Below are 22,003 nucleotides of genomic sequence, written 5' to 3' on the forward strand. Positions count from 1 at the left end.
TTCACTTCATATTTTATGCGAGTCCGAGTTTTTTTTCAATAGCTATTCGAGCTTCAACGCGATCATCGAAATCAATAACCTCATCGCCAATCAATTGATAATCCTCATGCCCTTTTCCAGCAATCAGAATAACATCCCCTGTTTTGGCCTCGTTTACAGCAAAACGAATGGCGTCTCGGCGGTTTTCATGAACAACGTAAGAATCACTTTCTGGAACGCCTTGAATCATATCTTCAATAATCGTCTGCGGGTTTTCACTTCGCGGATTATCGGATGTGAAAATAGGATTTGTTGCGTAATCAACAGCGATTTTCGCCATTTGTGGACGTTTTCCTTTATCACGGTCGCCGCCGCAGCCAACAACGACGAAAACGCGTTTTTCTGCAAATTCATCAATTGTTTGCAAAACATTTAACAAGCCGTCTGGTGTATGAGCGTAATCGACAATGACAGGGAAATCTTGCCCTGCATGTACGAGTTCGAAACGTCCTTTGACGCCTGGTATGGTTTCTACAGTCGCAATCGCTTTTTCGATTGGAATATGTAGCGCGAAACTAGTTGCAATCGCAGCTAAGACGTTATACACACTGAAATTACCAATCATTTTTATTTTCAAGCTAAAATGACCAACTGGTGTCGCCAAATCAAAGGTAGAACCACCGCTTGTAATTTTAATATTGCTTGCTTTAAAATCGGCTGGCTCGTTTATTCCGAAAGTAATAACGTGAGCAGCTGTCGCGGTTTGCATGCGTACACTTTCCGCGTCATCTGCATTAAGCACTGCAATTTTTGGATTACTTGTATGGTAGCTATTACCTAGTTGCGCAAATAATAAACTTTTCGCATTGGCATATTCTTCCATTGTATGGTGATAATCTAGGTGATCTTGAGATAAATTCATAAATACAGCGACATCATAGTCTGAGCCGTATACACGCCCTTGAACGAGTGCGTGTGAGGATACTTCCATCACAGCCGTGCTAACCCCGCTAAGTAGCATATCTCGAAAAGTTTCTTGTAACGTGAGACTATCTGGCGTTGTATTTTTCGTTTCTAAAATTTGGTCGCCAATTTTGCGATACATTGTACCAATTAGGCCTGTTTGTTCACCATTTTCGCGAACGATTTGTTCTACTAAGTGGCTCACGGTTGTTTTCCCGTTGGTGCCAGTAATCCCAACTAGTTTTAATGCTTGGGTTGGTGAACCGTAAAAATAATCGGCTAACATTGCCATGGCACGCTTGGAATCTCTAACATATAATACTGGAATCGTAACGTCTACTGGTTTTTCTGCGATAATTGCTACCGCGCCAAGTTCTTCTGCGCGTGCTGCGAACTGATGTCCATCCACCAATTCCCCGTCTATACAAATAAACAGTGTCCCGGGTTGTACTTTTCTACTATCTTGGGCGATTTGGTTAATTTCGATTGCTTCACTCGCCTCGCCAGTATAAACCGGGATAGATTGCATTAGTTCCTTTAACTTCATTCTTGCCATCTCCTCAAACTTATTCTTTCTGTTAGTTTTGCTAAAACCAAAAAGAATCCTTTTCTATCTTAGCAAAAACAACAGCGTATAGCTACCACGACAAAAGACACAGATTGCATTTAAAGTTAGAAGTATGCCACTTTGTAAAGCTGACATACTTCTATCTTCCTATTATTGATTGAGCAAATCGCCGATACCGGCATTTTCTTGGATGTCAGTCGCTTTTTTATTTTTTTCTGCGGTATCTTGATCGTGATTTTGATTAAAATCGCCAATTTCTTCTGGCGGCGCGAGGGTTAGTTTCATTTTCGTGTCGCTATTAATGACGCTCCCCTCAGAAACACTTTGTTCCCTCACGTAACCATTTCCTGAAAACTCAAAAGGAATACCGGTTATTTCAGAAACTTTCAGCGCATCGTCTTTGGACCAAGTGATCATATTTGGAGCAGTCATATCACCGTCCGTCATTAAAATAACTTTTTGCCCTTGCATGATGGCGCTATTTGCTTGTGGAAGTTGTTGGACAATCTTTTTGCCGTTACCGACTACGACCGCTTCCAAGCCTTTATCTTCTACTGCCTTTTTAGCTTCTTCTACTGTTTTCTCTGCTAAAACTGGTACTTTTTCAGAAGCTAATTTTTCCATATCGCCTGGTTTAATGTTCATGTATTGTAGGCTGTTTTTCATAACGGGATTAAATACTTCTGACACTGCTTCGCCACCTGTTTGGCTACCAGATAATTGCGGTTGCTGCATTGTTACGTAAATAACTAATTCAGGATTGTCTGCTGGTGCCATACCTAGGAAGGAGAAGATATAGTTATCTGCGCCAGTCATATATTTACCTGTTTTTGGATCAGGAATTTGCGATGTTCCTGTTTTACCAGCGACATCATATCCCGGAATCGCATATAGTTTACCGGTACCATTTTGGCCACTAATAACGTTTTTTAATTCGTTACGAGTTTTCTTGGCGGTTTCTGCACTGATTGGTTTGCCGGCAATTTTTGTTTCTGTTTTGGTTTCTTCGCCTGTGCTTGGATCTTTTACACTGGAAACAACATAGGGTGCTTTCATCGTGCCGTCACTAGCAATTGCGGATGCTGCTTGAATCATTTGCATCATCGAAACAGTTGTCCCTTGTCCGAAAACAGTTGTTACTTTTTCAATTGGGTAGTTGTAAAGGATTTTACCATTTGTTTCATTAGGTAAAGCAATTCCTGTTTTCTTCCCAAAGCCAAATTCATCTAAATAAGTTTTAAAAGTATCTGTACCCATTTTGTTTAAGAGTTTAGCGAAGGCAACGTTACTAGAACGTTCTACCCCTTCACGATACGTAATGGAGCCCCAACCATTTCCGTTGTTATGGTCATGGATGGCAATATCGCCTACTTTATAAGAACCGGATTGATAATAATCATTGGCATTATATACATTTGTATCAATCGCCGAAGCAAGGGAGATAATCTTCATTACCGAACCTGGCTCATAAGCATACTCAACAGGTAAATCTTGCCAAATACTAGAACTATTTCCAGTAATCGTTGAACGGTCAGCTGGATTGAAAGAAGGACGTTGACTAATAGCTAAAATTTCACCTGTTTTTGGATCCGCTACAACGGCCATCATGTTTTTGGGTTTGTATTTTGCGTCTACAGTTGTCATCGTGTCTTCTAAAAAGGTTTGAATCTTCTTATCTAACGTCAGCGTGATATCTTTACCATCTTTCGCTTCTGTTACTTTATTTTTAGAATTAGGTAAAATATACCCCATTCTGTCTGTGCTGTAGTCAATCTTGCCGTTTTTGCCTGTTAAAATATCGTTATAACGGGATTCAATACCCATTTTACCTTCTAAAACAGTAGTGTTTTTCTCTTCTTCTTGTTGTGCAAAACCGATTAATTGTGTCGCAAACGTTCCATTAGGATAGAATCGTTCGGATTGGCGGGTAAATTCAATGCCCGGCAGTTTTTCTTTGTCGATTTCTGCTTTTGTTTCTGTAGAGATTTTTTTACCAGCAGCGCCGAATTCGACTTGATACTTGCCTTTTTCTTGGAGTTTATCTAAAATGTCTGATTCGTCCATTGGAATATATTTTGCAAGTACACGCGCTGTTTTTTCTTCGTCTACTACACGCATCGGATTTTTCGTTGTCTTGGAAAGTTTATCACTAACAACGGCTGCAATCGTGTAAGAAGCCGTATCCTCTGCTAATACTTCTCCTTTTCGATCTAAAATGGAGCCGCGTTTTGCTTCAAGAACACTGCTTTTTAAATGTTGTTTAGATGCTTTTGCTGCAAGTGGAACTCCATTTGCTTCTCCCGTAATTTGCAAATAAAGAAAACGGCCAGAAACTAAGAGAAAGAGAATCGTGAAAAAGATAAAAAGTACAAGAGCTCCCCTTCTCATGTTACCTATACGCCGTTTCATTGACCATCTACCACTTTCACATTATCGCCATCGAGTTTTAGCCCTTTTTCTTTAGCGATTTTTAAAATACGTTCATATCTCCCTAGATCTTTTACTTCTACTTTTAGGTCTTCATTTGATTTTTGTTGTTCGAGAATTTTGGTTTCTTTTGTTTGAATCTCTTGGTTTACTGTGTAGATTTGAGCTTGTACACTAATGATACGAAAAGCAACAACTAAAACAATCGCAAGCGCAATCGTGATGATTAGTTTTTCTCCCAGTGTCATTTGGCCACGTCTTAGGATTTGTTTTTTAGGTTGTTCCGCTTCTCTATGTACTCTATTTGGTTCGAGATTCGATTTATAGGCGACATTGCTCACATTTTTTCAACTCCTGCTATTTGATAATTTTTTCGATCACGCGTAATTTCGCTGAACGCGCTCGGTTGTTTTGTTCCAGTTCCTCTTCACTTGGTACAATTGGTTTTCTTGTAGCAAGTTTGAAATCTGGTTTATATTCATCTGGAATGACTGGAAGACCTGGTGGTAAATCTGGTCCTTTTGTCGCTTCTTGGAATAATTGCTTGGTTATGCGGTCTTCTAATGAATGAAACGTAATTACGCTAATTCTGCCGCCTGGTTTTATTAAAGTTAAGGCTTTTTCAAGTGAATCTTCTACTGCACCTAATTCATCATTAACGGCAATTCGGATAGCTTGAAAAGTGCGTTTCCCTGGATGTCCGCCTTTTCTTCTTGCTGGCGCCGGGATAGCTGTTTTGATAATATCTACTAGTTCGCCGGTTGTTTCAATCGGTTTTACTTCGCGACGACGTTCGATTTCACGAGCAATTTGTTTCGAGAATTTTTCTTCACCATACTGAAAAAAGATACGGATTAAATCTTGGTAAGACCATTCGTTGACAATAGTTTTTGCTGTCAATTCTTGTTCTTGATCCATTCGCATATCCAGTGCAGCATCTTGGTGATAACTAAACCCACGTTCTCGTTCGTCTAATTGAGGGGACGAAACACCTAAATCATATAAAATCCCATCAACCGCTTCAATTCCGCGCTCGTTCAATGCTTCTTTCATATCGCGAAAATTGGCTTTAATAAAAGTCACTTTATCGCTATAATCTGCTAATTTAATTTCTGCATTATCAATGGCTGTTTGATCTTGGTCAAAAGCAAATAAATGCCCTTTTTCATTAAGCTTATTTAGTAAATACTCGGAGTGACCTGCGCCGCCAAGTGTTGCATCGACATAGATTCCGTCTGGTTTTACTTCAAGCATATCGACTGTTTCATGTAGTAATACGGTTTCGTGCTTAAACATGCAATTCCCCTCCTTAAATATCGAAGCCAATCATATTTTCGGCTAAATCAGCAAAAGATTCTTCTGCCTCGTTAAAGACATCGTCCCACTCTGATTTACTCCAAATTTCAATACGACTTGAAACCCCAATAATAACTGTTTCTTTTTCCAAATCCGCATACTGTAGTAAGTTGGATGGAATATTAATCCGACCTTGTTTGTCTAGTTCACATTCAGACGCACCGGAAAAGAAGAAACGTGTAAAGGAACGAGCATCTTTCTTAGTAAGTGGTAAGGTTTGGAGCTTTTCTTCAAGCTTTTTCCATTCCTCTTGTGGATAAGCAAATAAACACTTATCAAGTCCTCGGGTTATAACAAAATTATCCCCCAAAAGCTCACGGAATTTAGCTGGCACAATTAATCTGCCCTTTATATCGATGTTGTGTTGATATTCTCCCATGAACATTAGACTTCACCCACTTTCATACATACCACTTTACCACATCTCCCCACTTCGCACCACCCAAAACCTAAAAAAGTGCAAAAAAAAATCATCCTAGTCAGAACGTAGAATGATTAAATCCCTATTTAAAGCCATTTTCAGCTATTCTTAGTTATGAAAAACAATGTGGGGCTCGGTGGAGGGATTCCCCACTTTCACCCCAAAATCATTTCGCTAGTACTTTTTGCCAGCCGGATTTTAATGCTACTGCCGAAAATACAATGCTTAATATCCCCAGAATAATCGTAAAAGTAGCCATCCCATATTTACCAATAAATGGCGCGAATACTAAACTTACAGAGCCAACCATTTTACCAACTTGGAAAACAATACCGTTCAGCGCCATATAAGCTCCGCGTCTATCGTCATCCACAATTGCCGCCAAAATCGTTTGACGCGTTGGTACGTAAAGCAATTCCCCAATCGAAAGTACTACCGTGGCAAGAAGTAGCACTGCCAAATTATTAGCAAACGCACATACCGCAAAACCTACCGCAAATAAAGTAAATCCTACATACATGATAGGCTGCTGCGCCCGTTTCGTCACAAATCGCGCAATCGGCACAGTAAAAAGTACAATAAACAAAGTATTCACCGCTGTTAAAACACTCACGATTTGTACCCCATTTAAAGAAATATTCCCAAGTGGTCCTAAATGCACAAGTAGCGCCTGCACATCTTCTGCCAAACGAACCGAAATGTAATTGCTTCGTTGAAATTCAATCGACATGATTGCAATTCCCCCAATAGTATATAGAAGAAAACGATAATCATGTAACACTTGTCCGTAATTTTTCAGCATCCCCATTAAACCATACGTGCCTTTTTCGGGGATAACTTTTTGTTGCAACGTTTCGGAAATAAGAGCAATCGTCAACCACGCTGTTACAAAAGACATTACAAACAGCGCAACAAGAAGTGGGAACAGATAATCCACAAAAAACCACCCGCCCACAATAATCCCAATCATGATCGACAAATTATTCGCCCAGTAGCTGATTGAATACATAAACGAGCGATTCTCCGGCGTACTCACATCAATCAACATTGCCTCTCCCGCTGGATTAATGAGCCCCTGCGCCACACCAATAACTAGCAGCATAACAAAGGTCATCCACGGCGAATGGAAAAACGGTGAATTACAAAGCACCATCCCAAGAAAAGCAACCACTTTTAACAATTCCCCAGCTACCATTAATTTCTTTCGACCGATAATATCCGCCAAATGCCCGCCGTACATACCAGCAAGAAATTGCGCCAACACATTAATCATCAAGAGAATTCCAGCGACGCCGCTATTAATTTCCATTGAAAAATAAATTGCCATAAAAGGAAAAATCATCGAACCGATTACTTTACTCAAAAATTGAATTAATATCCGCGCACGAATATTCGGGTGTAACTCTCTAAACATGACATCCCCTCCATTTGCAATTTTCCTGACTTCTCTGTTAGTATAAAAGGGATACATACATATAAAAAGGGTATTCATTCTGATAAATTGTCCCCTTTTAGAATGGAGTGATTTAATGGATAAGGATTACTTTACGATGCGAGCGTATCTATACAGCATCACGACTGAGTTAGACGCGCCTTTTAAATTAAATGATTTAGCCAATATTTGGTTTTGTACGACTAAAAATGCCAAGCGCAAATTACAACAATATCAAGCAAAAGACATGCTCACTTATCATCCTGGGCTTGGCCGGGGACATGTTTCACGGATTACCTTTCCTAAACACCTTGAAGAAGAAGTGCTGGAAGTTTTAGAACAAAGCCTAGCAGAAGATGCCTTTAGCGATATTTTATTTCTACTTCAATTATCGATTCCTAAAAGTTGGTTTACGGGCATCTCCACTGAAATCCAGCAAATGTTCGGCTTGCAAGTAACAGAAAATCAACAAGAAATACTCCGCTCAATTGTTCGCCGCAAACTCACCACTTTAGATCCACTTAAAACCTCTGTATCCATGGAAGCCTTTCTCATTACTCAAATTAGTGATTCCCTCGTCAAATATGATGAAACGAAAAAGTGTATTGTCCCTCATATCGCTCACCATTGGAATGTTTCCGATGACTTTACTGAATGGACATTTTATTTACGAAAAAGTGTTTTATTTCATCATGGGCGTATGCTTGATAGTGAAGATGTGAAATATAGTTTGCTCCGTTCTATGCAAACAAAATCTGTTTCCGCTTGGCAGTTACAAGATATTAAGGCGATTAAGTGCCTAAACAAATTCACTCTTTCTATTCGTTTGAAAAAACCTGAACCGTTTTTTCTTCGTTATTTATGTACGGCCAATATGGCGATTTTACCGCGTGACATTATTTTTGATGAATATAAATGGATTTCTACGGGGCCATTTCGAGTAGTCGAGCGTAACGATGAGCGCTTGGTTTTAGAAGCATTTGATGGTTATTTTTTAGAGCGACCGATTCTTGATCGAGTAGAATTTTGGACTGCGCAAACCGGCGAGACATTAAAAACGATTCCGATGCAGTTTACTTCTGTTGATTACGCAGAAAATACGGCCTATGTTGAACGGCGCAAACTTGGCGTAGGTGTTAATTTTATTTGTTTCAATATGCACCGAAATGGCGTCTCGCAGCATCCCGCATTTCGCGAAGCCATTTATCAGCTGATAGATTGTCAAAAAGCACGCGAGCAAGACTTTGAAAACTATGGCACGGTGGCGTCCAACTATTTTCCAGAAAAGTCGATTCCTCCGAAAAAGCAGCCTGAGAAAATCGCCGCCTTATTAAAAGAAGCCAATTACCACGGAGAAAAAGTGATATTTGGCTCCACTCAGCATCCTACCGCTTTAAAAGAAGCAAAGTGGATTCGGGAACAAGCGTTACAATTTGGGATTAAGCTTGAACAAAAATTTATCACCCATCACGAAGCTTCTTACTCGAAAGTTCCAGAACAAGAAACAGATTTTATGATGATGGGCGAAATTCCAGCTTCCGATAACGAAATGGCTTATTTGGATTTCCTCAACAATCCCTATCTTTTACCGCAACAACTTTTGAGCCAACCCATTATTGCCGAACTCACAAAAAAACTGGCTGCATTTAAAGCAGAAAAAGACGCCTCCAAAAGAGACGCCTTGCAAACGGAAATAGATCGCTGGCTAACAGCAAATCATTATTTAATTTATTTACATCACCCCGAAAAAAGCCAGTCACTTCATTCAATGATGAAAGGAATTGCCGAAAATCCGTATGGCTATTTTGATTTAAGCAAAGTTTGGATTGAAACGAATCCACTTAAAAGCGTAAAATCAGACTATAAATAATGCCATATAGATAGAGTACCACATAAAGCAAGGCGAAAATGAAGAAGCATAGTCGCCAGTAACCACGAAGGATTTTGCGGAATTGGATTTCGCCTTCTTTTTTCGCGGCCATCACAACAATCGCAATACCTAAGATAAATAAAAACAGTAAAATATAGAGTAAAAACGAGCGATTAAATAGCACAATCATGAAAAAATGAACGGCAATAATCAAGAAAATAGTAGACAAGTCAGCGGCTAACATAATTCTCCGCTGGCTTTTCTTTATTTTAATACTGGAAAAAAACATCGTAAAAATAAATACCACCACTGGTAAAATAATAATAATTGCTGTTGAGTTAGTTAACCAATCAAACATTGCTTTCTCCTTCCAACCCTTTAATTAGATGATATAACGTGTGCAGCGTAGGAAGTGACTCCCCTTTTGCTAAAATCGGCAAAACGATTCCATCAATTTCTGTCATGCGATTGTTCATTCGATCAAGCGCCATCGAGGAAAAATTAGTAGCAGTCACTCGGCAAATGGTTTCCACTTTCTCTAATGCATTTTCTATCGGTAAAACCATTTGGATTTCTTTCACAATCGTTTTTAATAACGCATGCCATTCTTCATTTTCTAGGAGTTTCCCATTTGGAACTTGAAGGACAGCTGTGAGCGGATTAATCACGGCATTGATAAATAATTTTTCTTGGATAATAGCTAAGTAACTATCGTGTTTTTCAACTGGGAAAGCTGGATTAGATTGCAGTATTTCAGCTACATCGGCATTTACTTCGCCTTGATACACACTATATTTCGTTCGACCATGACCACGCCAAATGACCGTAGTATCGTTTTCCCGACCTGCGCCATGTTCGCTAATACCTAGCAAAATAGTCCGGTTAGCTCCTAGTAGTGACAAGCTATCTAAATGGCCTGCTCCGTTTTGAATAAATAATAGCGTAACTGTTTCAGGTAGTTTTTGCAGTATCGGTAAAATTGCTTGTAGTGAGTATTGTTTAACGGCAACAATTAATAACTGTTGTTCTGATAACTTGGCTGTGTCTGTTATTTCTGTTGCATGTATATGTATATTTTTTAATTCAGTATTATCTTTTAAAGAGAGTCCTCTTTGGTTTAATAGTTCGCTTTGTTCTTTTCTGCGGGTAAAAAGTGTGAGCTTTGCTTTTTCGGCAAAATTAGCTGCATATAAAAGACCCATCGCTCCTGCTCCAATAATCCCGACCTTTAGTTGGTTCGCCATTTTGTTCAGCTCCATATTGGTTAATGCTTTTATTTTATCAGAAGTAGCGATGGTTTGCACTTTTTGGCGCAAACAAAAACCTCGAAAGACCCATGGCGTCTTTCGAGGTTCGTTTTCAACAAGTGAAACGTCACTTGTTTTTAACAATATTAGCTGTTTGCTACATCTTTGCCATCATATTGTCCACATTCTGGACATACGTGATGGGAAAGTCTGTATTCGCCGCAATTCGAGCATTCGTTCATGCCCGGAAGTTGAAGTTTCACGTGAGTACGACGCTTACGCTTTTTGGCTTTTGAAGTTCTTCTAAAAGGTACTGCCATTTCCTTACACCTCCTTGACGATAACTAAGTACTTGTATCGTTAATCTAAGAAAAATAAATTCCTTAATATATTCCAGCTTCACGGGGAGTTTAGTCTTCTTTTTTCTCATCGAAAAAATTGGCTAGTCCCGCAAGACGAGGATCCACTTTTGGTTCTTTTGCTATTTGTTCTAGTAGGTTGCCTTCTTCTGTTTTCATTTCCCATTCATTGCCTCGTGGAAGTTTACTCATATCGAGTGCGTCTTCACTGAAAACTTGCATCGGAATTTCAACAAGTAAAAGTTCTTCTACTACAGGGGTTAAATCGACCATATCCTGTTCCATCACATGCCAAGATTCATCTAGAACTTGTTCTTTGGATTTCACAAAGGTTTCCGTCGCGTGCACTTCATAAGGATAAACAACATCCTCCAGTGTACGAGCACATGGAAGTGTCCACTCGCCCTTCATTGTCAGGTTAGCGGTAACTTCTTCTGGGTGTACAATAAGTTCCCCAGTTACTTGTACGGGGCTTGCATCACGAACGTCTATATTGTTCTCTTGAAAGAACTTTTTTAGGTCAGCTTTTTCATTAATCGTGAAGTTGCTGTCACGATATTTTTTCAATTGACTGATAGACCATTTCATCCTACATCACTCCAAGCGCAACACAAAATATTATAGCTTTTTTAAAGGCTTTTGTCAATGCTTTTTCGGCGACCAAAACTCCCGGTGCGATTTTATGCTAAAATAGATTATCTAAAGGAGGGAACCGAAATGAAAGCAACTGGAATTGTGGTGGAATATAACCCGTTTCATAATGGGCATAAACTACATCTAAATAAGGCTCGCGAGTTAACAACCGCCGATGTGGTGATTGCGGTAATGAGTGGTTCTTTTGTACAGCGCGGCGAACCGGCGATTGTGCCAAAATGGGAACGGACGAAAATGGCGCTTGCTGCTGGGGTTGATATCGTCGTTGAGCTACCTGTTTCGTTCGCCACACAACATGCGACTATTTTTGCGGAAGAATCTGTTCGGATTTTAGATGCACTTCATGTGGATACACTATTTTTCGGAAGTGAACACGGGGTCGCAGAAGATTTTTCTACTGCGGCTAAAACGGTGATCGAACACGAAGCACGTTTTAATGAAGCCATCCAGCTAGCGTTAACCGACAAGAAAACATCTTATGCGAGAGCTTATACAGAAGCTTTTAAAAAGTTGTTTGGCGCGGATTTATTGGACGTTACGCAACCAAATAACATTCTCGGTTTCCATTACGCGCTTGCGGTTCAAAAACAAAATCCAGTGATTTCCCTCCAAACGATTCCGCGCGAGCATGCCGGCTATCATGACGAAAAAGCGAATCACGACCAAATTGCCAGCGCTACTGCAATTCGAAAATTAATGCTTTCTGGGAAGGTCGAGGAGGCTAGCCGTTATCTCCCTGCTTCTACTATAGAAGTTTTCAAAAATTATAACGGACCTTTTTTATCGTGGGAAGATTATTGGCCGTTATTAAGGTATCGATTAATTCAAGCCAGTTCGGGTGAGCTTGAAGAGATTCGCGGGGTTAGTGAAGGCATTCAAAACCGAATGCAAGTCGCGGCAATGAAAACTCGGAATTTCGCTGATTTTATTGAAAATATGAAAACAAAACGTTACAGTAACGCGCGATTACAACGAACGGCTTTACAAATTTTGTTAAATGCTCAAGATAAACCTGCCGCGCCCTACATTCGCATACTCGGCATGAATAAAACGGGCCAAAAATATCTATCGCTTCATAAGAAAAACATTTCTCTCCCTATTGTCACGACTGTTTCCAAAGCAGCACCCGGACTTTTAGCGGAAGATTTACGCGCAACAAACATTTATACACTCGCAAAAGGGATAGAAAATTATCAAGCGGGCGACTTTCATATTCCACCCATTTTAACCTTGTAAATCTTTGCAAGGTTTTTGGTTGACTTTTGTGGAGCTATTTTGCTAAGATATTTGTCCGACTCAAAAAACAGGAGGTATGTGTATGGTACAAGAATATATTCGATTAAGAGGAGCGCGTGAAAACAATCTCCAAAATATTTCTCTGGATATTCCGAAACGAAAGATCACTATTTTTACTGGTGTATCTGGTTCTGGAAAATCTTCTATTGTATTTGAAACTATTGCCACGGAATCGCAAAGACAGTTAAACGAAACATACAGCGCTTATCTTCGTAATTTCCTTCCGAAGTATACGCAGCCTGATGCAGATTCAATTGAAAACCTCTCCACCTCTGTTATTATTGATCAAAAACGACTTGGCGGTAACTCCCGCTCCACACTTGGTACCATCACAGATATTAATTCGATTTTGCGATTACTTTTCTCGCGTGTCGGAAAGCCTAGTATCGGGACAGCCAATTTATTTTCTTTTAATGATCCCGCTGGTATGTGTCCTGATTGTCACGGTGTTGGTCAAAAAGTCTCGGTTGATTTAGTCAAATTACTCGATCCAAATAAATCGCTCAAAGAAGGCGCCATCTTATTTCCGACGTTTTCGGTTGACTCATGGTACTGGAATTCCTATGCTTATTCCGGCTTTTTTGATGTGAATAAAAAAATAAAAGATTATACGGATGAAGAATACGACATGCTTTTACATGGAAAAGATATTAAAGTCTTTCTGGAAACTCCGATGGGCAGCATGAACGCAACGTACGAAGGTTTAATTCCGAAATTCAATCGCTTGTACATTCAAAAGGAAGGCGAAATGTCTGCTTCAACGAAAAAACGTGTCGATAAATTTACGCATATTGCGCCTTGTACAACTTGCGAAGGCACGCGACTTTCCGCGCAAGCATTATCTTGTAAAATAAATGGCGCCAATATTGCCGACTTCACAGCGATGCAATTAGATGAATTAAAAGAAACTGTAGCGAGCATTACTGACCCGATCGCCACTCCAATGGTCCAAAGTATCACAGAGCGACTTAAACATTTAATTGATATTGGACTTGGTTATATGACGCTCGACCGCCAAACCGCTTCCCTTTCAGGTGGAGAGTCACAACGCGTTAAAATGATTCGTCATTTAAATAGTAGCTTGACTGATTTGCTTTACATTTTCGATGAACCAAGTATCGGTCTTCATCCGCGTGATGTCCATCGTTTAAATGAATTACTCGTGAAATTACGCGATAAAGGAAATACTATTCTTGTTGTAGAGCATGATCCCGATGTGATTAAAATTGCCGACCATATTGTGGATGTCGGCCCACACGCTGGGAAACATGGTGGCGAAATCCAGTTTGTTGGAAGTTACCCAGATCTACTGAAATCCGATACACTGACTGGTCGTTTTCTCAATCGCCATTTACCAATTAACGATAAACCACGCACGCCAAAAGGCTTTTTAACAACAGAAAAAAGTAGTCGCTTTAACTTAAAAAATATTCAAGCGAGCATCCCGAAAGAAGTGCTTACGGTGATAACAGGTGTAGCAGGCTCTGGGAAAAGTACGCTGATTCATTCCGTATTTCTCAAAGAACATCCAGATGCGATTGTTATCGACCAATCAGCAGCTCACGCGAATATCCGCTCCAATCCGGCAACCTATACGGGCATCATGGATCCAATCAGAAAAGCCTTTGGGAAAGAAAATGATGTTAGCCCTTCCCTCTTTAGTTACAACTCCAAAGGCGCCTGCGAAAACTGTAAAGGACTTGGTTTCACAACGATGGATTTAGCGTTTATGGATTCGATTCGTACACCTTGCGAAGTCTGTCATGGCAAACGATTCCAAGATTCCGTTTTACAATATAAACTGGACGGAAAATCGATTAGTGATGTTTTAGAATTAACCGTCTCCGAAGCGCTAGAGTTTTTCACAGATAAAAAAATCTTGAAGAAAATCGCGGCAATGGAGGAAGTTGGAATTGGTTACGTCACACTGGGCCAAGCGCTCAGCACGCTGTCGGGCGGCGAATGTCAACGTCTAAAACTTGCTAATGAGTTGCATAAAAAAGGATCAATTTACATTATGGATGAGCCAACGACGGGGTTGCATATGTCAGATATCGAACACATTTTGACAATTATTCACTCTCTTGTTAATAAAGGAAATACTGTTATTGTAATTGAACATAATGTCGATATTATTCGAAATGCTGATTGGATTATCGATCTTGGCCCAGAAGGCGGCAGTTCAGGTGGGCAAATTATTTTTGAAGGTGTGCCACTTGATTTACTTGAAAATAAACAATCATTAACCGCGAAATATCTTTAATATGAAAAAAGCCATTTTGTCTGAATGTAGACAAAACGGCTTTTTTTATTGTAGTTTTTCTAAATAATCCACAGCGTCTTGGAAAGTTTTCACTGGGACGATTTTCATTTTGGAGTCAATGTCTTTCGCTGTTTTTACTGCGGTGTCATAGTTGCTTTCGACGCTTGGGTCACTTTTCTTCATTTCTTGCGTGATTGGATCATTTGGTGCGAAGAAGATTTTCGCGCCACTTTTATCTGCGGCAACGACTTTCTGGTCAATCCCGCCGATTCTGCCAACCGTTCCATCCGGGTCAATCGTACCAGTTCCTGCAATTTTTTTGCCATCTGTAAGGTCATTTGTTTGGAAACGACTGTAAATTTCTAGGCTGAACATTAGGCCAGCAGATGGTCCACCGATTTTTTCGGAGTCGATTTTGACGGTTGGATCTGCGGTGATTTTTTCATCGTCAACAAGTGTAATACCAATTCCCGGTGTGCCTTTTTTATCAATGGCGGTTAATTCGATGTTCGCTACTTCGTTTTTATCGCCGTGTTTATAGTTGATTTTGACGGTGTCGCCTACTTTTTTACTGTGGATGTAATCAATGAATTCTTGGCTAGATTTAAAAGCATGTCCATCGATTTCTGTAATTAAATCCCCAGCGTGAAGAACATCGGCTGCTGGCACGTCATCTTTTACACTTAGTACATAGACACCATCATACGTAACTTTAACTTCTTGATCGGCTGCTTTATAGGCAACTTGGATGGCATTGTTTTTGGATTCGTTCATCATTTGCATTTGGCGAACGTTATATTCTTCATCGCTTTCATTTTCGTATTTGATATCACTATCTTTTTCTAATTCATGATAAGGCAAAAATTTGGCAGTCATATATGTATAAATATTCGCCTTTCCCATCGCGATTGTTACTAGACTTAGCGAGCCATCTTTCTTATTTGGATGGTCATCAACTGTAACGAGTGGAGCAAGTTCTTCCGTTCCACCAGGTTTTGAAATATAATACGGAACTGGAATAAAAAAGCCCGCTATAATAATGATTAACAGCACTATCGCCGTTATTTTTTTCCACTCTTTACGCATTATTTGTCCATCTCCTACTTACTTAAATTTTGCTTGTACTTGTTCGTTCACGATTTCTGGAACAAGTTCGCGGATATCGCCTTGGTACTGCGCCACTTCTTTCACCATGCTCGAACTTAAAAAGGAATATTTCGTGTTAGTCATCACAAAAAATGTCTCGATTTCCGCATTGAGTGTTCGGTTCATCGACGCAATTTGCATTTCATATTCAAAATCGCTTACTGCTCGAAGTCCTCTAACAATCGCAGTAGCACCGCGTTTAGCAGCATAGTCAACCGTTAATCCGCTCGCGCTTTCTACTTGAACATTCGGCAAATGGGCGGTTACTTGCCTGATCATTTCCATTCGTTCTTCCACGGTAAAAAGTGGTTTTTTGGATGAATTATTTAAAACAGCTACGTAAAGCACATCGAAAATTTTTGCTGCACGTTCAATAATATCCAAATGCCCATTCGTAATTGGATCAAATGTCCCCGGAATAACGGCAATTTTGTTTCCCATTTCTACGCCTCCTGCAATTCAAATATCGATAAAACGGTAATTCCATATGATACTGATCTAATTTTCTCGAATTTGCCAACGGTGTCTGGCATAACAGCTTCTTTGTCGTGTTCGCAAATAATTCTTGCATTTTCGTTCACTAATTCTAATTTTTCTAAAGCGATCATTAATTTTTCTAATTGTTGCTTTTTATATGGTGGATCTAAGAAAACAAGGTCGAATTTCCACTCGTTTTTATGAAGTAGCTTGAGTGCTCGTTCGGCGTCATTTCGGTAAACTTCCGCCCGCTCTGTAAAATGGCAGCTATCAAGGTTTTGGCGGATTGTTTTAATCGCTAGTGTCGCCTGATCAATAAATACTGCTCGCTCGGCACCTCGGCTGAGTGCCTCAATTCCAAGCCCGCCGCTACCAGCAAATAAATCCAGAACGATATCCCCGTCAAAAAATGGACCGATAATCGAAAATAATGATTCTTTTACTTTGTCTGTAGTTGGTCTTGTATTATTTCCTGGAACTGCTTTTAAAGCATGTCCTTTACGTTCTCCTGCAATGACTCTCATGTTTTTGCACAACCTTTACTTCAATGTCTTTTTTACTTTATCATAAATAGATGCAAAAAAACAGCAAGACTAGTTGAAATAGTCTCGCCGTTTTGGTTAAATACTGATTTGTACATCTTCGTTTTTGTGTTCGTACATCATTTCTTTTTTGGATTCGTATTCTGTTTTTAAGAACGGACGGAAAGACATTTCCACGCGTTTCACGTAATGAAAACGAGAAACTTTGTTAGAGATATCTTCTACTTCGGCCATATCACAATACAATACCGCATATTTTAACTTGCGCGATACATAATGAACATTTCCAAATCGCTTCAAAGATCTAACTTGTTTGAGATGATTCATCCAAACGACGATAGCTTGTCTATCATTTTCCATTGTTTAAGCTCCTTCTTTTTAGGATAAGCTTTACGCTGAACAACCGCAGCCTCCCCCGCTGCCACATCCACCTGTTGAACAAGCAGATTTTGTTTCAAAAAACGGATTACCGGTTGGTACTTTGATATTCTCTGAAACTGCACTTGCGAGAAGCAGGCTGATTTCATCCAAAAGAGATTGTAAATCCATCTCTGCACGACGAAAAGCTGCTACATTTTGGTCCATGTCGACTTCGCGTTTATAGGCACGAGTCTTTCTGGTTACTTCTTTATAGTCAGGATGATACCGGCCGAACCGCTGTACTTCCTCGTATTGTTCTTTTATTCGTATAAATTGACGAATATTTTTTTGTGAATTAGCGTCATTTAATAACACTTCTTTGGCGCTTTTATAATTTTGCGCTTCCTCGGAGTTTAGAATCATGCTAGCAAGCTCATCTGATAAATCGAGTAGCGCCATATTTTCCATTGTAGCGAGCAATCTAGCCACCTCCATATAACTTACTTTTTTATTATACCATAGAACTATTATTTAATAATAAAATTTTGCGTATAGTATTTCTGATACGTGCCAGCACCCATATAGGTATACGAACCATCAAGTAAATTCTCTCTGTGCCCTTTAGAGTTGAGCCAACCTTCTACCGCCGCCGCACTATCGACATAATTATAAGCGATATTTTCTCCGGCTTTCGTATATTTGACATTACCGGCGCTCAAACGTTTGCTTAAATCGCCTTGGGTTGGTGAAGTATGATCAAAATAATTGTTTTTCTTCATATCAACACTATGTCCATAAGCCACTTTCGCAACAGATTCATCCCAAGCTACTTCTTCTACCCCATAACGATCGCGAAGGACGTTCGTAATCTCTAACACTTGTTTGCTAGAAGCATCATCAATCGCATTCCAATCTTCTGGTGATAGCTTTTCTTCATAAATTTCTCCTTGATAGGATAATTCATAAGGACGCATTTTGATGAAAGATAATTTATTGAGGTAACGTACACTAATTAGTTTGGACTTAAATTTATCGAAATTCAGTTGCGCATAAACGCCGCTTCCAATATTGACGATTGGGCGAGCATTTAAGTCTTCTTCAGAAAGTTCGAATTTATAATAGCTGTCTTTATAGTTGAAGGATATTTCCGATTGCAAATTGGCATCGGTAAATACTTTTTCAGTGGACATACCAATTGTATATGGCATGACATTTAAATCTTGCCCTAGCGCGTAAACGGTTTGAACGATGTTATTTGTGACGCCGACTTGCATGTAGCTAGTTCCTGGTTGACTATAAATATAATTGTCGTAACCGTATGCTGTTTTATCGACGCGCACCGGATCACCAAATTCTTTCTTTAACTCACTTACGTTTTTATTAATAAATCTTGCCAAGCTGGAACTATCTTGCACTTGTTTCGGATTTTCATTCGTTGTTTTTTTATCATCAGGAAAATTGGATTTTGTTGCGGTATCCTCGGCAGTATTTTGCTCTACTGATTTACTGAAAAATAGATCTGTGTTGTATCCAATGAACAGGCAAATGATTAATAGCACAGCTACTCGCATTATAAACTTCACATTTTGCCCTCCTCGGCGGTATTTTGTTTTCTTGATGTAACTTTCATTTTACCAATACTATTATCATTTGAAAAGCTTTAAAAACCATAAAAAAACAATTACGAGAAAACGGCGTAATGCGCGCTTTGTCATAATTGTTTTTTATTTTTATAAGAAAATCGAAATAACAACCATCGCTACGAATAAAATGGTCATATAGTTTAATGAGTAAATGAACATCCATTTTGCCCATTTGATACTATCTTCCATTTTGAAACCGTAAATGCTCAGTGCTAACCAGCCGATATTAAGTAACGTTGCTAAAATAACATAGACGATGCCTAGTTCAAACATAAAGAACGGCAGGATAGTTAATAAAATCACCCAGAAAAACATACTTTTCTTTGTGCGTTCAATGCCTTTGACAACTGGCAACATGGGAATTCCAGCAGCAGCATATTCCTCTTTCCGTTTAATAGCAATCGCATAAAAATGCGGTGGCTGCCAACAAAACATCACGAGAAACAGCATGATTGGCACGATGCTGAACGATGGCTCAACTGCAAACCAACCAATTAGCGGTGGCACAGCTCCTGAAAAGCTACCAATTACGGTGTTACTAACAAGTTTTCTTTTTGCATAAAGCGAGTAAACGACTACATACAAAAAGACCCCGATAACGCCTAGAACCCCTGCTTGCCAAGTTGTCATAAATAACATAATCGTACCGACAACACCTAGCACAAGCGCGACCATTAAGGCACGCTTACCAGAAATTTTCCCGGTCATTGTTGGTCTGTTTTTTGTTCTTTCCATAATTCCGTCAATATCACGGTCGATGACATTATTAAAAGCGCCCGAAGCAGCTACGATAAGTGCTGAACCGACGATAGTAAAAAATATCACGTCTACATTTTGAATAAAAGAAATTCCATTTAACTGAAAGGCTAACCACATACCTGTAAAAGCAGTAATCGTATTGGAATTCACGATACCAATTTTCACAAGCTCGGTAAAATCACGGACAGTAAATCTACTCGCCGATAACTCCCCAGTCTTTTCTATCTGATTCACTTTTTCTCCCCCTAACACTTGCTGATATAAACCAGTGATTGCGAACTGATAGATATCCTATACCCTTATTATGTGAAAAATACGCCCCTTTTGTCAATAAATCGGCTTTAGTCTTGTACGCTTTACTTCTTTAAATAAACACGCTACAATTAGTTTGATGTGTACGCATGAACTTATACATAGAAACAATTTTTAGTAAAATCTCACACGCATCTAAAGGAGAGATTGGTAGATAATGAAAAAATTCTTGAAAGTTTGGTCCGTACTGACGATTATTTGTATGACGGTCGTTGTGTTTGGCGGAGCGCTCGTGACGAAAACTGGTTCAGCTGACGGTTGTGGTAATAGTTGGCCACTTTGTAATGGGCAGTTAGTTCGTTTGACAGATGTTACTCCGGAAAAATTAATTGAATTCATGCACCGAATGACGACGGGAATCAGCTCGATTTTCGTTATTGTTTTAGCGATTTGTGCTTGGATTTATATGAAAAACCGTCGCGAAACAAAACCACTTGCGATTATCGCTGTTCTGTTTCTAATTATTCAAGCGCTAATGGGAATGGCGGCTGTTGTTTGGGGACAAAATCCGTACATCATGGCGCTGCATTTCGGTATTTCGATTATCTGTTATGCCTCTATTGTATTGCTGGCTTTGATGATTTTCGAGGTAGACCGGAAGTTTGATGCTAGAAATCTCGTGATGGGGACAAAATTACGCGTTAATATTTATGCGCTCACGATTTACACATACTTAGCGGTTTACACTGGCGCACTTGTACGACATGAAAAAGCAAGTATGGCTGTTCCGGTTTGGCCTTTTGAAAATGGGCACTTTATTATGCCTACTTCCGTGCAAGATTATGTGCAGTATTTCCACCGATTAGCAGCATTTATTTTGATTGTTTGGTTGCTATATGTGACGTGGCTAGTGTTCCGCGACTACAGAAGATATCGCGTGCTGACTTTTAGCATGGTGTTGTCGCTTGTATTTATTGCGCTTCAAGCCGTTACTGGTGCGCTTTCTGTTTATACAGGAGTGAATTTGTATATCGCGCTTGCTCATAGCTTAATTATTACGATGTTGTTCGCGTTACTTTGCTACTTATGTTTACTGGCATCAAGAAGTAAGAATAATCGACTACGAATAAAATAGAGATAATGGCTGGTAACTTTTTGTTGCCAGCTTTTTTTGATTTATCTGCGGCTTTTGCGTCGTTTTATGCTAAAATAAGTGAGAGTATAAGTCAAACGAGGTGGATAACTTGGATAAAACAAAGAGAAAAATGATTTATGAGACGTTTATGCTTATTCTCATATTACTTTCCCTTGCCCTATTACCGTACAGAAATACCTTTACACTTATTTTAAATTGGATTATTTGGGCGATATTTACACTGGATTACCTTGTTCGGTTTTACCGGGCAGATAAAAAGTGGCATTATGTGAAAACCCATCCATTTCAACTGATTGCGATTATTCCATTTTATGGTGGATTCCGCGCAGCCCGCATTGTTAGTTTTGTCCATCTTTTAACGATTACTGCGATGGGAAGACGTTATATTGTTCCGATTTATAGTTTTTTTCGTTCCAATGGTTTGAATCGATTTTTGATGATTTTTGTTTTACTTGTGATTATTATTCCCGTTCCGATGGTCTTTATTGAACCTGAAATCAATAATTACCCCGATGCACTTTGGTGGGCGATTGTGACGGCGACAACGGTTGGTTATGGGGATATTGTTCCTGTGACGCCGATTGGGCGGATTTTAGCTTCGATTATGATGCTGTTTGGGATTGCGTTTATCGGGATGATTACTAGTACACTTACCAACTTTTTCCGCGCGAAGAAAACATCCACTTCCAGTACACAAAGAGCGAGCAAGATTACCCAATTAATCGCGGATACGCCAGATTTAACGAAAGAAGAAATCGCGGTGGTAGAACAATTTCTGACATTACGAAAAAAAGAATTAGCCGATGAAAATGCAAAAAGTGATAGCGAATGAT

General features: G+C 39.5%; 22 protein-coding genes. 5 read left to right on the top strand and 17 right to left on the bottom strand.

Annotated features, from left to right (window positions below):
• Nucleotides 1–13 precede the first annotated feature (13 nt).
• The 6 genes from HCJ30_RS10810 to HCJ30_RS10835 form a co-directional block, all read right to left on the bottom strand.
• Complete coding sequence (locus tag HCJ30_RS10810; RefSeq protein ID WP_185392157.1) at nt 14–1,489, bottom strand: UDP-N-acetylmuramoyl-L-alanyl-D-glutamate--2,6-diaminopimelate ligase; 1,476 nt, start codon at nt 1,487–1,489, stop codon at nt 14–16.
• Nucleotides 1,490–1,660: 171 nt separating this feature from the next.
• On the bottom strand, nt 1,661–3,919 hold the full coding sequence (locus tag HCJ30_RS10815; RefSeq protein WP_185392158.1) for a penicillin-binding protein: 2,259 nt from the start codon (nt 3,917–3,919) through the stop codon (nt 1,661–1,663).
• Nucleotides 3,916–4,278, bottom strand: coding sequence for a cell division protein FtsL (ftsL, locus tag HCJ30_RS10820; RefSeq protein ID WP_008948351.1), 363 nt, complete (start codon nt 4,276–4,278; stop codon nt 3,916–3,918). Before ftsL ends, HCJ30_RS10815 begins: the two co-directional genes overlap by 4 nt.
• A 16-nt stretch (nt 4,279–4,294) precedes the next feature.
• Nucleotides 4,295–5,233, bottom strand: a complete 939-nt coding sequence (gene rsmH, locus HCJ30_RS10825; protein WP_008948352.1) for a 16S rRNA (cytosine(1402)-N(4))-methyltransferase RsmH — start codon at nt 5,231–5,233, stop codon at nt 4,295–4,297.
• Between the two features lie 13 nt (nt 5,234–5,246).
• Complete coding sequence (mraZ, locus tag HCJ30_RS10830) at nt 5,247–5,678, bottom strand: division/cell wall cluster transcriptional repressor MraZ (RefSeq protein WP_003723756.1); 432 nt, start codon at nt 5,676–5,678, stop codon at nt 5,247–5,249.
• Between the two features lie 202 nt (nt 5,679–5,880).
• Nucleotides 5,881–7,128, bottom strand: a complete 1,248-nt coding sequence (locus HCJ30_RS10835; protein ID WP_185392159.1) for an MDR family MFS transporter — start codon at nt 7,126–7,128, stop codon at nt 5,881–5,883.
• 115 nt (nt 7,129–7,243) lie between these two features.
• Between HCJ30_RS10835 and HCJ30_RS10840 the strand changes: the two genes are divergently transcribed.
• Nucleotides 7,244–9,016, top strand: coding sequence for an SgrR family transcriptional regulator (locus HCJ30_RS10840; protein WP_185392160.1), 1,773 nt, complete (start codon nt 7,244–7,246; stop codon nt 9,014–9,016).
• Here the strand turns inward: HCJ30_RS10840 and HCJ30_RS10845 are convergent.
• The 4 genes from HCJ30_RS10845 to HCJ30_RS10860 form a co-directional block, all read right to left on the bottom strand.
• The gene (locus tag HCJ30_RS10845) at nt 8,988–9,374 is read right to left on the bottom strand and encodes a DUF3397 domain-containing protein (RefSeq protein ID WP_008948355.1); all 387 of its coding nucleotides are present in this window, start codon (nt 9,372–9,374) and stop codon (nt 8,988–8,990) included. The genes HCJ30_RS10840 and HCJ30_RS10845 overlap by 29 nt on opposite strands.
• Nucleotides 9,367–10,260: a 2-dehydropantoate 2-reductase gene (locus HCJ30_RS10850; RefSeq protein WP_185392249.1), complete on the bottom strand. Its 894-nt coding sequence runs from the start codon at nt 10,258–10,260 to the stop codon at nt 9,367–9,369. Before HCJ30_RS10850 ends, HCJ30_RS10845 begins: the two co-directional genes overlap by 8 nt.
• Before the next feature lie 149 nt (nt 10,261–10,409).
• Complete coding sequence (rpmF, locus tag HCJ30_RS10855) at nt 10,410–10,583, bottom strand: 50S ribosomal protein L32 (RefSeq protein WP_003726143.1); 174 nt, start codon at nt 10,581–10,583, stop codon at nt 10,410–10,412.
• A 90-nt stretch (nt 10,584–10,673) separates the two neighbouring features.
• Nucleotides 10,674–11,210 (bottom strand): YceD family protein, encoded by a 537-nt coding sequence (locus tag HCJ30_RS10860; RefSeq protein ID WP_185392161.1) that lies wholly within the window; start codon nt 11,208–11,210, stop codon nt 10,674–10,676.
• A 129-nt stretch (nt 11,211–11,339) separates the two neighbouring features.
• Here HCJ30_RS10860 and HCJ30_RS10865 point away from each other — a divergent pair, with 129 nt between their 5' ends.
• Together HCJ30_RS10865 and HCJ30_RS10870 are read left to right on the top strand one after the other, a co-directional pair.
• Nucleotides 11,340–12,512 (top strand): nucleotidyltransferase, encoded by a 1,173-nt coding sequence (locus tag HCJ30_RS10865; RefSeq protein ID WP_185392162.1) that lies wholly within the window; start codon nt 11,340–11,342, stop codon nt 12,510–12,512.
• An 82-nt stretch (nt 12,513–12,594) separates the two neighbouring features.
• The gene (locus tag HCJ30_RS10870; protein ID WP_185392163.1) at nt 12,595–14,835 is read left to right on the top strand and encodes an ATP-binding cassette domain-containing protein; all 2,241 of its coding nucleotides are present in this window, start codon (nt 12,595–12,597) and stop codon (nt 14,833–14,835) included.
• Between the two features lie 45 nt (nt 14,836–14,880).
• On the opposite strand, the gene HCJ30_RS10875 is transcribed toward HCJ30_RS10870, so the two are convergent.
• From HCJ30_RS10875 to cyoE, 7 genes are all read right to left on the bottom strand, one after another.
• On the bottom strand, nt 14,881–15,921 hold the full coding sequence (locus tag HCJ30_RS10875; RefSeq protein ID WP_185392164.1) for a SepM family pheromone-processing serine protease: 1,041 nt from the start codon (nt 15,919–15,921) through the stop codon (nt 14,881–14,883).
• Between the two features lie 18 nt (nt 15,922–15,939).
• Nucleotides 15,940–16,422, bottom strand: coding sequence for a pantetheine-phosphate adenylyltransferase (gene coaD, locus HCJ30_RS10880; protein WP_185392165.1), 483 nt, complete (start codon nt 16,420–16,422; stop codon nt 15,940–15,942).
• A 2-nt stretch (nt 16,423–16,424) separates the two neighbouring features.
• Nucleotides 16,425–16,982 (bottom strand): 16S rRNA (guanine(966)-N(2))-methyltransferase RsmD, encoded by a 558-nt coding sequence (gene rsmD, locus HCJ30_RS10885; protein ID WP_185392166.1) that lies wholly within the window; start codon nt 16,980–16,982, stop codon nt 16,425–16,427.
• A 96-nt stretch (nt 16,983–17,078) separates the two neighbouring features.
• Nucleotides 17,079–17,360: a YlbG family protein gene (locus HCJ30_RS10890; RefSeq protein WP_003726138.1), complete on the bottom strand. Its 282-nt coding sequence runs from the start codon at nt 17,358–17,360 to the stop codon at nt 17,079–17,081.
• Nucleotides 17,361–17,390: 30 nt separating this feature from the next.
• A complete protein-coding gene (locus tag HCJ30_RS10895) occupies nt 17,391–17,840 on the bottom strand; it encodes a YlbF/YmcA family competence regulator (RefSeq protein WP_052930205.1) in 450 nt (149 codons plus the stop codon).
• Between the two features lie 47 nt (nt 17,841–17,887).
• Complete coding sequence (locus tag HCJ30_RS10900; RefSeq protein WP_185392167.1) at nt 17,888–18,943, bottom strand: CAP domain-containing protein; 1,056 nt, start codon at nt 18,941–18,943, stop codon at nt 17,888–17,890.
• A 147-nt stretch (nt 18,944–19,090) separates the two neighbouring features.
• Nucleotides 19,091–19,996: a heme o synthase gene (cyoE, locus tag HCJ30_RS10905; protein WP_185392168.1), complete on the bottom strand. Its 906-nt coding sequence runs from the start codon at nt 19,994–19,996 to the stop codon at nt 19,091–19,093.
• 235 nt (nt 19,997–20,231) lie between these two features.
• Between cyoE and HCJ30_RS10910 the strand changes: the two genes are divergently transcribed.
• Nucleotides 20,232–21,149, top strand: a complete 918-nt coding sequence (locus HCJ30_RS10910) for a COX15/CtaA family protein (RefSeq protein ID WP_185392169.1) — start codon at nt 20,232–20,234, stop codon at nt 21,147–21,149.
• 109 nt (nt 21,150–21,258) lie between these two features.
• Nucleotides 21,259–22,002, top strand: a complete 744-nt coding sequence (locus HCJ30_RS10915; protein ID WP_185392170.1) for a potassium channel family protein — start codon at nt 21,259–21,261, stop codon at nt 22,000–22,002.
• The last annotated feature ends 1 nt before the right edge of the window (nt 22,003 follow it).

It is taken from the genome of Listeria cossartiae subsp. cossartiae, assembly GCF_014224155.1.
Classification (GTDB): Bacteria; Bacillota; Bacilli; order Lactobacillales; family Listeriaceae; genus Listeria; species Listeria cossartiae.